General features: G+C 69.9%; 10 protein-coding genes. 4 read left to right on the top strand and 6 right to left on the bottom strand.

The annotated features are described in order from the left end of the window. Positions 1 to 22: 22 nt before the first annotated feature. Positions 23 to 847 carry a 16S rRNA (cytidine(1402)-2'-O)-methyltransferase gene (gene rsmI / locus ACPYN5_RS10575; protein WP_424448936.1) on the top strand — a complete coding sequence of 275 codons (825 nt, stop codon included), beginning with the start codon at positions 23 to 25 and terminating at the stop codon, positions 845 to 847. Positions 848 to 962: 115 nt separating this feature from the next. Here the strand turns inward: rsmI and ACPYN5_RS10570 are convergent, their stop codons facing one another. The 4 genes from ACPYN5_RS10570 to ACPYN5_RS10555 all read right to left on the bottom strand — a co-directional run bounded on the left by ACPYN5_RS10570 (position 963) and on the right by ACPYN5_RS10555 (position 6,942). After that, positions 963 to 1,853, bottom strand: a complete 891-nt coding sequence (locus ACPYN5_RS10570; RefSeq protein ID WP_424448935.1) for a sugar ABC transporter permease — start codon at positions 1,851 to 1,853, stop codon at positions 963 to 965. Beyond that, positions 1,853 to 3,481, bottom strand: coding sequence for an ABC transporter permease subunit (locus ACPYN5_RS10565; protein ID WP_424448934.1), 1,629 nt, complete (start codon positions 3,479 to 3,481; stop codon positions 1,853 to 1,855). The genes ACPYN5_RS10570 and ACPYN5_RS10565 overlap by 1 nt, the downstream gene beginning before the upstream one ends. Before the next feature lie 61 nt (positions 3,482 to 3,542). Further along, a complete protein-coding gene (locus tag ACPYN5_RS10560) occupies positions 3,543 to 4,775 on the bottom strand; it encodes a sugar ABC transporter substrate-binding protein (RefSeq protein WP_424448933.1) in 1,233 nt (410 codons plus the stop codon). 145 nt (positions 4,776 to 4,920) lie between these two features. Next, positions 4,921 to 6,942: a beta-galactosidase gene (locus ACPYN5_RS10555; protein WP_424448932.1), complete on the bottom strand. Its 2,022-nt coding sequence runs from the start codon at positions 6,940 to 6,942 to the stop codon at positions 4,921 to 4,923. Between the two features lie 200 nt (positions 6,943 to 7,142). On the opposite strand from ACPYN5_RS10555, the gene ACPYN5_RS10550 reads away from it, so the two are divergent. Genes ACPYN5_RS10550 through ACPYN5_RS10540 form a run of 3 tightly spaced genes read left to right on the top strand, consistent with a single transcriptional unit; the run spans position 7,143 to position 10,680 of the window. Then, positions 7,143 to 8,159, top strand: a complete 1,017-nt coding sequence (locus ACPYN5_RS10550) for a LacI family DNA-binding transcriptional regulator (protein ID WP_424448931.1) — start codon at positions 7,143 to 7,145, stop codon at positions 8,157 to 8,159. A 59-nt stretch (positions 8,160 to 8,218) separates the two neighbouring features. Further along, entirely contained in the window at positions 8,219 to 9,787 is a 1,569-nt protein-coding gene (gene metG, locus ACPYN5_RS10545; protein ID WP_424448930.1) for a methionine--tRNA ligase, read from the top strand. A gap of 2 nt (positions 9,788 to 9,789) precedes the next feature. After that, positions 9,790 to 10,680: a TatD family hydrolase gene (locus tag ACPYN5_RS10540; RefSeq protein WP_424448929.1), complete on the top strand. Its 891-nt coding sequence runs from the start codon at positions 9,790 to 9,792 to the stop codon at positions 10,678 to 10,680. A 41-nt stretch (positions 10,681 to 10,721) separates the two neighbouring features. Here ACPYN5_RS10540 and ACPYN5_RS10535 read toward each other — a convergent pair whose 3' ends face one another. Further along, entirely contained in the window at positions 10,722 to 11,699 is a 978-nt protein-coding gene (locus tag ACPYN5_RS10535; RefSeq protein WP_424448928.1) for a LacI family DNA-binding transcriptional regulator, read from the bottom strand. After that, positions 11,696 to 13,012 carry a glutamyl-tRNA reductase gene (locus ACPYN5_RS10530; protein WP_424448927.1) on the bottom strand — a complete coding sequence of 439 codons (1,317 nt, stop codon included), beginning with the start codon at positions 13,010 to 13,012 and terminating at the stop codon, positions 11,696 to 11,698. The genes ACPYN5_RS10535 and ACPYN5_RS10530 overlap by 4 nt, the downstream gene beginning before the upstream one ends. Between the last annotated feature and the right edge of the window lie 85 nt (positions 13,013 to 13,097).

Here is a 13,097-nt window from a genome sequence, read left to right as displayed (position 1 = left end):
GCCGCCAGCCTATGCTGGGGCGGTGATCATCCTCGCCGCGACGCCCATCGGGAACCTCGGCGACGCCACGGTCCGGCTCGTCGACGCCCTCGAGCGCGCCACCACGATCGCCGCGGAAGACACCCGCACCACGCAGCGGCTGCTGCAGGGGCTCGGGGTGGGCAACCGTCCCCGCCTGATCGCCCTCCACGACCACAACGAGAAGCAGCGTGCCGACGAGCTCGTCGAACGCGCACGCACGGAGGACGTGCTGGTCCTCAGCGACGCGGGCATGCCCACCGTGAGCGACCCCGGGTTCGGCCTGGTCGCCGCGGCGGCCGCGGCCGGGGTCACCGTGACAGTGCTGCCCGGACCGAGCGCCGTGCTCGCCGCGCTCGCCGTCTCGGGCCTGCCGACCGACCGGTTCGCCTTCGAGGGCTTCGCGCCGCGCAAGCCGGGGGAGCGGCGGCGACTGTTCGACCAGCTGGCCGGCGAGCAGCGCACGCTCATCTTCTTCGAGGCGCCCTCACGGATCGCCGACGTTCTCGAGGCGATGGCCGCCTCGTTCGGGGCGGATCGTCGCGCCGCGGTCTGTCGCGAGCTGACGAAGCTGCACGAGGAGGTCGCCCGGGGAACGCTCGCCGAGCTCGCCGCCTGGGCAGCCGACGGCGTGCGCGGTGAGATCGTGATCGTCGTCGACGGCGCCGGTGCGAGCGAGACCGATCCTGCCGATGCGCTCGTGCAGGTGCAGCGCCTCGTCGCCGACGGCATCCGACTCAAGGACGCCGCCGCCGAGGTCTCCGCCGCGACGGGTCTGTCATCGCGCGACCTGTACCAGGCCGCGCTCGCCGCTCGCGGTCAGAAGTAACGCGAGAACGCACCGCCGCCGCGAGAACGCACCGCCGAGGGTACGTTCTCGCGAGGACGGTGCGTTCCCGCAGGTCAGGCGTGCCGGGACCGGTCGAGTGGGGGTCAGGTGCGGGTCAGCCCTTGACGGAGCCCGCGGTCAGCCCGCCGATGATGTAGCGCTGGAGGCCGAGGAACAGCGCCAGCACCGGGATCGACGCCAGCACTGCGCCCGCGGCGAACAGGCCCCAGTTGCTCGCGAGCTGATTCGACACCCACTGGAACATGCCGACTGCGAGGGTCCAGTTGTCCTGGGAGACCAGCACGATCTTGGAGATGATGTAGTCGCCGAACGAGGCGATGAACGCCAGCAGCGCCACGACCGCGAGGATCGGGGTGACCAGCGGCATGATGATGCGCCAGAACACCTGTGCGTGGGTCGCGCCGTCGATCTTCGCCGACTCGTCGAGCTCCATCGGGATCGTGTTGAAGAACCCGTACATGAGGAAGGTGTTCACGCCCAGTGCGCCGCCGAGGTAGACGCAGATGAGGGCGATCTTCGAGTTCAGGCCGAGGGCGGGGAACACCTCGCCGAGGGCCAGGAGCATCAGGAAGATCGCGACGAAGGCGAGGGCCTGCGGGAACATCTGGATGATGAGCAGTGCCGTCAGGCCCGGCCGGCGGCCGCGGAAGCGGAACCGCGAGAACGCATAGGCCGCGGCGGCTCCCATCAGCACGGCGCCGAGGGCCGACGCGCCGCTGACGATGAGCGTGTTGCCGTACCAGGTCCAGTAGGCCGTGCCGCCCAGCGAGGAGAAGTTGGCGAGGTCGAACACGCCGAACAGCTGGTTGCTCGCAGCGAGGCTGCCGCGCGGGTTGAGCGCCGCAGAGAGCACGTACAGCAGCGGGAACATCGCGTAGAAGAGGATGACCAGCGCGACGAGGTACTTCCAGCCGACCTCGAGCAGCCACCGGCGACGGCGGGCGCCGGCGCGGCTTGACGTGGGGCGAGCGGTGGTGGTGGACATCACTGGTACTCCTCCAGCTTGCGGGTCTGACGGAACGCCAGGGCGGAGATCGCGCCGACCACGATGAAGACGAGGATCGACAGGGCGCTCGCGAGGCCGTAGTCGGCGGCGCCGCCCGAGACGCCCGAGATGTCCCAGATCGCGGAGATCAGGATGTCGGTGGACCCGAGCGCGTAGGGCGCGCCGGGGATCGCCGGCCCGCCGCTGTTGAACATGTAGATGACGGTGAAGTTGTTGAAGCTGAAGGCGAATGACGAGATCAGCAGCGGAGCGGTGGCCACCAGGACGAGCGGCAGCACGATCGCCCGGAACTGGCGGACGCGGCCGGCCCCGTCGATCGACGCGGCCTCGAGCGTGTCGGACGGCAGCGCCTGCAGGGCGCCCGTGCACACCAGGAAGTAGTACGGGTACGTCAGCCACACGTTGACGAACAGCACGGCGATGCGGGCGAGCCAGGGATCGCCGAGCCAGTCGATGTTCGCCCCGCCGAAGAAGAACTCGTTGATGACGCCGAACTCGGCGTTGAACATGCCGCGGAACAGCAGCGCGGACATGAACGCGGGGAATGCGTACGGGAGGATGAACAGGGTCCGCAGGATCTTCCGGCCCTTCACCCTCGGATCGTTGAAGATCAGGGCCACCACGAGACCCATGGCGAACGGGATCAGCACCGAGAGGGTGGCCCAGACGAAGGTCCAGAGGGTGACGAGGGCGATCGGTTCGAGGAGGCCGGGATCGGTTGCGAGGCGCAGGAAGTTGTCGAATCCGACGTTGACGACCCATCCGGTCGGCAGCGCTGCGCCGTCGGCCGTGACGAACCTGCCGTCGTCGGAAGCGGTGTAGACGGCGCCGGATGCCGTGTCCGTGATGGTCTGCGCCTCGGCATCCCACGTCAGGGTCGAGAGGTAGACGGCTCCGGTCGAGCCGTCGCGCGTGCGGATGGAGCCGTCGTTGGGGTCGTCCGAGACGGGAACGCGCAGTTCGACGATCTGCTCCTGCAGTGCGGGGTCGCTCAGGAACGTGCCGCGGGAGACGACGTTCCAGCCCGGGACCTCGGTCGGCGCTCCGGTCGCGGACGTGTCGCCCACGACCTCGAGCGGCTGGTCGGCCGATCCGGCCTTGACCTCGCCGTCGTCGACGATGGCGAAGCCGTACTCGCCACCCCGCTCGACCACCGAGAGCGGGTACGTGGGCGAGGTGTCGACGCGGCGCTCACCCTGGGCGAGCGCGGCGGCGACCGCCTGCTCCTGCGATCCGACGTGGCCGGCGCCGTAGTTGGTGAACGCGATGTACGCGGTGTAGCCGAAGATGAAGACCTGGAAGATCAGCAGGAACGCCAGTCCCGGCAGCAGGTACTTCAGCGGCAGTGCTCGCTTGGTGAAGTAGACGATGTCGGCGGCGATGAGCAGCACCGCGGCGGCGGTCGCGATGATCCACGACTCGGCCTGGACGGCGGCGAAGATCCCCATGAGACCGAACGCGTTGACGACGGCCATCAGCACGAGCTTCACGACGAAGCCCCAGCCGAGGCCCGACCAGCGACGGCCGTGGGGTTCGGCCTGCTGCGGCCGATCGGGGGTGCGGGGCGGCGGCGCGCTCTCGCTCACGGTTCCCTGGGGGACCGACATGTGCATCTCCTTCACGAGAGGGGTCCGGGGGCGAAGCGGTGTGCCTCGCCCCCGGAGCGGGTCAGCCGATGGCTGCCTGGACGTCGGTCACCATGGTGTTCCAGGTGCTGACGGGGTCGCCGCCCTTGATGATCTGCACCTGTGCGGCGTTCCACAGGTCCCAGACCGAGCCCATCTCGGGGATGGAGGGCTGGGGCACGCCGTTGGCGGCGGAGGCGAGGAAGCCGGCGACGACCGGGTCGGACGAGACCTCGGCAGCGAGGGTCTTCCAGGCCGGCAGACGGGGGTCGGCCTCGTACAGCGCGCGCTGGGCGTCGTCGGTGGCGAGGTAGGTGGTCAGGAACTCCTGAGCGAGGAGCTTGTTGGTGCTCTCCGAGCTGACGTAGAAGCCCTGCACGCCCACGAACGGCGCAGCGGTCTCGCCGCCGGCCGAGGGGATGGGGTTGACCTTGACGTTCACGCCGTTCGCGGTGAGCGCCTCGATGGCCCAGGGTCCCTGCACGGTGTACGCGGCGGTGCCGGCGGCGAAGAGTTCGTTGTTGGTGTCGTAGTCGATCGTCGTGGAGATCTCACCCGAACCGGCCTCGCCGTGGGCGCCGAGCCACGTGGCGAAGGACTCGCCGCCGGCGCCGCCCATGCCGACCTCGGTCGTGTACGAGCCCGAGGCGTCCTGGACGAACACCGGGGCGCCGAACGAGGTCTGGAACCCGTACATCGTGTACGCGTCGCCCTTCTGTCCCGCCGTGTTGATCACGAACGGACGCTCGGCGCCGGCGGCCTGGGCGCGGGCGATCATGTCGTCGAAGGACGACGGCGCCTCCTCGCCGACGAGAGCGGTGTTCTGCACGAGAGCGATGGTCTCGAGAGCGTAGGGGAAGCCGTAGACCTGGCCGTCGTAGGTGAACGCGTCGATGGCCACCTGCTCGAGCTGCTCGGCCTTGTCGCCGAGGTCGACCGTGTCGACGACACCCGCCGAGACGAACGAGCCGAGGAAGTCGTGGGCGCCGACGGTGATGTCGGGGCCCTCGCCGGTGGGCACCTGGTTGATGAAGTCGTTGCGGATGTCTTCGAAGTTCTTCTGGACCAGCTCGATCTTCGTGCCGGTCTCCTGCTCGAAGGCCTCGGCGGCCGCCTCGATCGCCGGCGCGCGGTTCGCGTCGGTCCAGACGACCAGCGAGGCGCCCGAGCCGCCTTCGGCGTCGCCGCTCTCGCTGGGGGTGCTGCCGCCGGAGCAACCGGCGAGCAGGACGGTGGTCGCCGCGATGGCGACGATTCCGGTCCCGATCTTGCGCATGGATCTTCCTTCCGAAGTGGTCGATCGGAAAACCTCGAGGGAGGTCGCTCCGTCACGACCGGTGTGGATGCCGCTGCCGGATGGCGTCGGCGTTCTTCTCAGTGCGTGCCGGGAGACGTCGGCTGTCTCCCGGCGTTGGGGTCGGTCAGCGACCACCCCCGGGTGCTGTGCGCGGTGCACGGACGACGGCGACGTCGCCCGCACTCACCTCCAGCGTGCCCTGGGTGGCGCGTCCTGTCACCAGGTCGACGCCCTCCAGAGCGAGTTCCGCGTCCGTCGCCGCGTGGTTGATCACGATGACGTACTCGTCGGTGTCCCCGGTGCGGCGCACGATCTCCAGGCCCGCCGGCGCGTCGAGGGGAGCGAGCCCCGCGTCGGCGTAGACCTCGGTCATGATCGCCGCGAGGCCGGCGGCATCCGGTCGGGTGCTGATGTACCAGCCGGTGCCGGCACCGTGGCGGTTGCGGGTCACGGCGGGCATGCCGGCGCCGGGGCCGTCGACGTAGGTGGCCCGCGTCTCCGCGGCCGAGACCACCAGGTGCTCGTGCCAGATGTCGGCTGCGTGCTGCGCGCCGCCGAGATCGATCGACGTCGTGTCACCGGCTCGCAGCGGCAGATGCTCTTCGACCCGGATCCCGAGTGCGGGCTCGAGGGGAGCGGCGAAGCCGCCCGGGTGCACGGCGTCGTTCTCGTCGACGACAGCGGAGAAGAACGACACCACGAGCGTGCCGCCGTTTCCGACGTAACGGTTGAGGTTGTCGGCGTCGGCCTGACGCAGCAGGTACTGGGCGGGCGCGACGACGAGCTTGTAGCCCGACAGGTCGTGGCCGGGCAGCGCGAAGTCGACGGTGATGTTGTCACGCCACAGTCGCTCGTAGAAGGCGCGTATGCGCTCGTCGTGCGAGACGTCTTCGGACGGACGCCACTCGAGGTCCTGCGCCCAGAACGACTCGAAGTCCCACAGGACGGCGACGTCGGCGTGCACGCGGGAGCCCCGCAGCTCGGACAGGCGGTTCAGCTTCGCGCCCAGGTCGACGACTTCGCGGAAGACGCGCGAATCGGTGCCGGCGTGCGGCAGCATCGCCGAGTGGAACTTCTCGGCGCCCGAGCGTCCGGCCCGCCATTGGAAGAAGAGGATGCCGTCGGCGCCTCGGCCGAGGTGCGCGAGGGAGTTCCGCGCCATCTCGCCGGGGCGCTTCGCGATGTTGCGCGGCTGCCAGTTCACCGCCGACGTCGAGTGCTCCATCAGGATCCAGGGCTTGCCGCCCCCAACCGAGCGCGAGAGGTCGGCGGCGATGGACAGGCCGATCTCGCCCTCGACGTCGGCGGCCCACAGATAGTGGTCGTCCGACACGATGTCGACTTCGCGAGCCCAGGCCCAGAGGTCGCAGCCGTGGTGCTGGTTCGCCATGAAGTTCGTCGTGACCGGGAGGGAGGAGAACCGGCGGATGGCATCGCGCTCGGCGACGAAGCACGCTCGCAGCTGCGCATCGGTGAACCGCGCGAAGTCGAGCCGCTGGGCGGGATTGATCACCGAGGGAGCGGCGGCGGGGACGCCGACGTGCTCCCATGCGCCGTAATGCTGGCCCCAGAACGCGGTGCCCCACGCTGCGTTGAGGGCGTCGAGCGAGCCGTACTTCTGCTGCAGCCAGATCCGCCAGGCGCCGAGGGCGTGGTCGGAGTAGTCCTCACCGACGGGGACGCCGAACTCGTTGTGGACGTGCCACATGACCACGGCAGGGTGTTCGGCGTAGCGCTCGGCGAGCGTGGAGGCGATGCGGACGGCAGCTTCGCGGTACGCCGGCGCCGAGTGCGACGCCATGCCGCGCGAGCCGAAGCCCATGACGACACCGTCGCGGTTCACCGCGCGTGCGTCGGGGTGCTGGGCGAAGAACCAGGCCGGCGGGGATGCGGTCGGTGTGCCCAGATCGACGGCGATGCCGTTGTCGTGGAGGAGCCCGATGATCTCGTCGAGCCACTCGAAGTCGAACACGCCCTCGCTCGTCTCGATGAGCGCCCACGAGAAGATCCCGACGCTGACGAGGTTGACCCCTGCCGCGCGCATCAGCCGGACGTCTTCACGCCACACCTCGCGGGGCCACTGCTCGGGGTTGTAGTCGCCGCCGTAGGCGATTCCGTCGATGGCGGGCCAAACGCTCGCGGGCATGAAACGCGTCCTCGTGTCTCGTCAGCGTGACGGTCGGGCTGTGACCGGTCACAGGTGGTGTGTGACAACTGTAAGCGGGCGAGCGATCCGGCGACGGTGCCGTTATCGAACTGTGATCGGTCCCAGTGCAGCTGCCAGCCGCGGCGCGTCCCGATCCGTCCCGGCATGCGGGGGGAGTGCCGCGGAGTAGGCTCGCCGACGTGAACGGCACCACCGGCGCGGCGCGCAAACCGACCATCCGCGATGTCGCGGCTGCCGCCGGAGTATCGCACGGCACCGTCTCGCGGGTCATCAACGGTGGGCACTGGGTCTCTCCCGAGGCTCGCGAGGCCGTCGACCGTGCCATCCGCGAGACCGGCTACACCGCCAACCACGCCGCGCGCAGTCTCGCGACCGGACGGTCGAACTCGCTCGCCTTCCTTCTCACCGAGCCCCAGCACCTGCTGTTCGCCGACCCGACCTTCGCGCTGCTCCTGCGCGGCGCCACCGAGGCGCTCGCGCAGCGGTCGATGACGCTCGTCCTCATGATCGCCGACACCGCCGCCGAGCGCGCCAACGTCGAGCGGTACGTGCGGGCCGGGCACGTCGACGGCGTCCTGCTGATCTCGTCGCACGAGTCCAATCCGCTCCTCGCGTCGCTCATCGCCGCGGGAGTGCCCACCGTCTGCACCGGCGTGCCCCTGGGTGATCGCGCCCATGTGCCCACGGTCTCCGTCGACGAGCAGGAATCCGCCCGCACGATGACGCGGCACCTCCTCTCGCGCGGCCATCGCCGCATCGCGGTGATCACGGGACCGGACGACACCCCGGGTGGCCGTTACCGGCTCGAGGGCTTCCGCGACGAGATGGGCGACCTGTTCGACCCGGCCCTCGTCGAGCAGGACGTCTACTCCAGCGACGCGGGCGCTGCGGCGATGACGCGACTGCTGGAGCGGGCTCCCGACATCGACGCCGTCTTCGCCGCCTCCGATGTCATGGCGGTCGGCGCGATCGCCACGATCCGGCGCAGCGGCCGCCGCGTGCCCGATGACATCGCCGTCGCCGGTTTCGACGATTCGGGCCTCGCGGCGACCCATGATCCGCCGCTGACGACGATGCGTCAGCCGTGGAGCGACATCAGTTCGGCGATGGTCGACATGGTGCTGCAGGTGATCGCGGGAGGCGACCCCGATCCGCTCGTGCTGCCGACATCCCTCATCGTCCGCGACACGGCGTGAGCCTCCGCGGCGGCGTCATGCGGCTCCGGCGACCTGCGGGGTCGAACTAGAATCTCGGGGTGAGCAACGGGCGCAGTTTCTACATCACCACGCCGATCTACTATCCCAGCGACCTGCCCCACATCGGGCACGGGTACACGACGGTGGCGGTCGACACGCTCGCGCGCTGGCACCGCCAGGCGGGCGATGACACGTGGATGCTGACGGGCACCGACGAGCACGGTCAGAAGATGCTCCGCGCCGCTGCGGCGAACAACGTCACGCCGCAGGAGTGGGTCGACAAGCTCGTCGAGGAGTCGTGGTTCCCGCTCCTGCGGACGCTCGACGTGGCCAACGACGACTTCATCCGCACGACGCAGGAGCGCCACGAGGAGCGCGTGAAGGTCTTCGTGCAGACCCTCTTCGACCGCGGCTACATCTATGCCGGCGAGTACGCCGCGCTCTACTGCGTCGGGTGCGAGGAGTTCAAGCCCGAGGCCGAGATCGTGAACGGCACGGGTGCGTTCGAGGGCCTCAAGGTGTGCGCGATCCACTCGAAGCCGCTCGAGCTGCTGCAGGAGAAGAACTACTTCTTCAAGCTCAGCGAGTTCCAGGACCGACTGCTCGAGCTCTACAAGACCGTGCCCGACTTCGTGCGCCCGGAATCCGCGCGCAACGAGGTCGTGTCGTTCGTGAAGTCGGGGCTCAAGGACCTCTCGATCTCGCGCTCGGCGTTCGACTGGGGCATCACCGTGCCGTGGGACCCGTCGCACGTCATCTACGTCTGGGTCGACGCGCTGTTGAACTACGCCACCGCCATCGGCTACGGAACCGACCCCGACGAGTTCGACCGGCGCTGGCCGGCGTATCACGTCGTCGGAAAAGACATCCTCCGCTTCCACGCAGTCATCTGGCCCGCGATGCTCATGGCGGCGGGTCTCGACGTGCCGCGGGGCGTCTTCGCGCACGGCTGGCTGCTCGTCGGTGGCGAGAAGATGTCGAAGTCGAAGCTGACCGGCATCGCTCCCACCGAGATCACCGACGTCTTCGGTTCCGACGCCTATCGCTTCTACTTCCTCTCGGCGATCGCGTTCGGTCAGGACGGTTCGTTCTCGTGGGAGGACCTCTCGGCTCGGTACCAGGCCGAGCTGGCCAACGGCTTCGGCAACCTCGCCTCGCGCTCGATCGCGATGATCGAGCGCTACTACGAGGGCATCGTTCCGGCGCCGGCGGAGTACTCCGAGGGCGACCGTGCGATCCAGCGGGTCGTGGCCGATGCCGTCGATGCGGCCGATGCGGCGATGGAGCGTTTCCGTCCCGACGAGGCGATCGGAGCGATCTGGACGATCGTCGACGCCCTGAACGGCTACATCACCGAGAACGAGCCGTGGGCGCTCGCCAAGGACGAGGCGCAGCGCGCGCGCTTGGGAACCGTGCTGTACACGGCCGCCGAAGGCCTGCGGGCGCTCGCGGTGCTGCTCTCACCGGTGATGCCCGAGTCGACGCGCAAGCTGTGGCTGGCGCTCGGCATCGACGCCCGCCTCGAGGATCAGCTGCTCCGAGACGCCGGGAACTGGGGTGTGCTCCCCGCCGGCACGACGGTGAACGGCCTCGCGCCCCTCTTCCCGCGCGTCGAACAGACCGCCTGAGCATGGTCGACTCGCCGACGGATGACGTGTCGCAGTACGTTCGGCAGCGGTCTCAGGCGGCGCGCGACGTGCGCTGGCCGGATGCACCGGAGCCGCTGAGCGTCCCCGTCTACGACAACCACACCCACCTCGAGATCGAGGACGGTGACGAGCCGCGCTCACTCGAGGAGCAGCTCGAGCTCGCGGCATCCGTCGGCGTCATCGGGGTGGTCCAGGCCGGGGGCGACATCGAGTCGTCGCGGTGGTCGGCGTGGGCTGCGGCATCCCACCCCCGGGTACTCGCCGCGGTCGCCATCCACCCGAACGAGGCGCCGGTCTACGCCGAAGCCGGCCGCCTCGACGAGGCCATCGCCGTCATCCACGAGCTCGCCGCGCAGCCGCGGGTGCGGGCGATCGGCGAGACGGGCCTGGACTTCTTCCGCACGGGCGAGGAGGGGCTGCCCGCCCAGTTCGCGAGCTTCGAGGCGCACATCGAGCTCGCCAAGAAGCACGGCATCGCGATGCAGATCCACGATCGCGACGCCCACGACGCGGTTCTCGAGACGCTGCAGCGCGTCGGCGCCCCCGAGCGGACGGTGTTCCACTGCTTCTCGGGCGACGCCGACATGGCCCGCGTCGCGGCCGACCGCGGCTACTGGCTGAGCTTCGCCGGCAACGTGACGTTCAAGAACGCGCAGAACCTGCGCGATGCCCTCGCGGTGACGCCGCTGGAGCGGATCCTCGTCGAGACGGATGCGCCGTTCCTCACGCCGACCCCGCACCGCGGGCGGCCGAATGCGCCGTACCTGATCCCGGTGACGCTGCGGTTCCTGGCCGCGGAACTCGGCCTCGGCGTCGATGAGCTCGCGGCTCGGGTGACGGCGAACACGCTCGAGGTCTACGGCGAGTTCTGAGCTCGGCGAGTTCTGAGGTCCGGGTTCGACGGGACGGCGCCTCAGCGGGTCGACGAGCCGCGGACGATCTCCCACGGGAGGTCGACGACGTCGGGCGCGGCGGCGTCGCGGATGCTGCTGAGCGCCTGGAACATCGCCGCCGGTGCGAGCTCCGGGTGCACGCACACGTGCGTCACCCCGAGGCGGGTGTTGACGGCGCAGTCGCTCGTGCACAGTGCGACGAACTGCATGTCACGCGGGATGACGAAGTCCATCTCCTCGAGCTGCAGGTAGATCGCCGGACCCTCCTCGGCGAACGAGAAGATCGCATCGGCACCGGCGTCGCGCAGCTCGCCGACCCGGCGGGGGAGCGCGCCGTGCTCGGCGTCCAGGTAGGCCACGAGGGGTTCGCGGCCGCGCACGGTGCTCCAGGCGCGATAGGCGGTCTCGCCGATCTCGTCACGGGGTGAGCCGGCGTCGTCGACGAGGAAGCCGATGCGGCGCGCGCCGCCGGCTTCGAGCAGGCCGAGAGCGGCGCGCACGGCTTCGTCGTAGCCGGTGCGCACGGTCATCGACAGCTCGGTGTCGACGTAGAGGTCGTTGGTGGCGACGGGGATGCCGCGGGCGACGGCCTCGCGCAGCAGCAGGTCGTCTGCGGCCACCTCGGCGAAGTAGACGACGTCGATCTGCGCGCCGCGCAGCAGGTCGGGTCGCGCGGCGGGGAGCATCGTGACGGTGAAGCCCTGCTCGGCGGCGGCGCTCACGAGCGCTCCGATGTGCCGGCTCCGGTGCAGCGCGCCGCGCTTGGACAGGTCGAGCTCGGCGTCCTGGGGCACCACGAAGCCGACCGACATCGTGCGGCCGCTGCGGAGGGCGGCGGCGTACTTGTTGGGCTGGTATCCGAGCTCGGTGGCGATCGCCTTGATGCGTTCGCGCGTCTCGGGACGCAGGCTTCCGCGATCGTTCAGGGCCTGGCTGATGGCGGCCGTGGAGACACCCGCGCGCACCGCGATGTCCTTCAGGGTCACCTGCCGGGTCATGACCGGTCGGCTCCTGCCTCGGCCTCGCCGGGTGCGCTCTCGGTCGGGACCGTGCCGGGACGGGCGGGCGATGCGCTCGCGGTGGGGAACACCGTGCTCACGGCGTCTGCCCACGCCGCTCCCGACCCGGAGGAGGCGAGGGTGTGTCCCTGGGCGATGAGGCGATGCAGCAGCACGCCGGAGAAGTGACGCAGCGCCGCCTCGACCTGGGGTGACTCACCGCGCAGCCGGGCGCGATCGAGCTCGTCGTCGAGGATGCCGGTGATGTACCCGCGCATCGCCACGACCGAGGGCGCGACCTCGTGCACCCGCCGGGCGGCGGCGTGCCGCGCCGCGGCGCCGGCGACGATCTCGCGGGCCTCGTCGAGGGTGGCGAACTCGTCGATCGGCGCGTGGATGCGGATGGTCTCGAGGTCGAGCAGCTCGACGTCGGGCACGTCGCGCAGTGCGGGCTCGACGTTCCGCGGCAGACCGAGATCGATGATCAGCTGCGTGCGATCGGCGCCACTGCGGCGCGCGGCGTGCTCGGCGGCCGTCAGCGCGTAGGTGTCGGTCGTCGTGGTGCACGTGATGATGACGTCGGCCGCCGCCGCTTCCTCGGCGTAGTACGCGGCGTCGACGGCGACGAGGTGCTCGCGCTGCGCGAAGCGGCTGCGGCCCGACCTCGAGTGGACGCGGACATCGACGGCGCCCTTGTCGCGCAGGGCGGCGAGGGATGCCGCGGCGTACCGCCCCGTGCCGACGAGCAGGACCCGCGCCGCCGACCAGTCGGCGACACGCGAGGAGGCCAGTTCGAGGGCCAGCCGCACGAGCGAGCGTCCGGACTCGCCGATGCGCGTGCTGTTCTTCACGGCGCGCGAGGTCTCGGTGGCCCGCTGGAAGAGGTGCTCGAGGGGCGCGGTGGTCAGGCCGCCCCGGCGGGCGTCGTCGAGGGCGCGCCGCACCTGGCCGGCGATCTCGTCCTCACCGACCGCGACGGAGTCGAGTCCCGACGCCACCGAGAACAGGTGGTGGGCCACCTTGTTGCCGTGGGCGAAGTCGACGGTTTCTCGAACGGTGCGGAAGGGCAGGTCGCTCAGCTTCGCGATCTCTTCCATCGCGGCATCCATGGCCGGGATGGTCGAGGGGAAGTCGGCGTCGTCCTGCAGGTCGAAATACGCCTCGAAGCGGTTGCAGGTCGCCAGGACCACAGCACCCTGGATGGCCTCGTGGGCCTCTGTCAACCGGGTGCCGACTTCGTCTCCGATGACGGAGAGTCGCTCGAGTGAAGCGAGTGGCGTGGAGCGCTGATGCGCGGTGAGAGCGACGAGCACGTGCGGAAGAACCCCCTGGAATCGTGACTAGTATATCGATTAACTCATTCGAGGAGATCATCATTCCGGCATCCGCCCACCCTCT

Origin of the sequence: Microbacterium arborescens, assembly GCF_049707515.1 — a bacterium.
In the GTDB taxonomy this organism is placed as follows: domain Bacteria; phylum Actinomycetota; class Actinomycetes; order Actinomycetales; family Microbacteriaceae; genus Microbacterium; species Microbacterium arborescens_B.
This window is presented reverse-complemented; position numbering and strand designations above follow the sequence as displayed.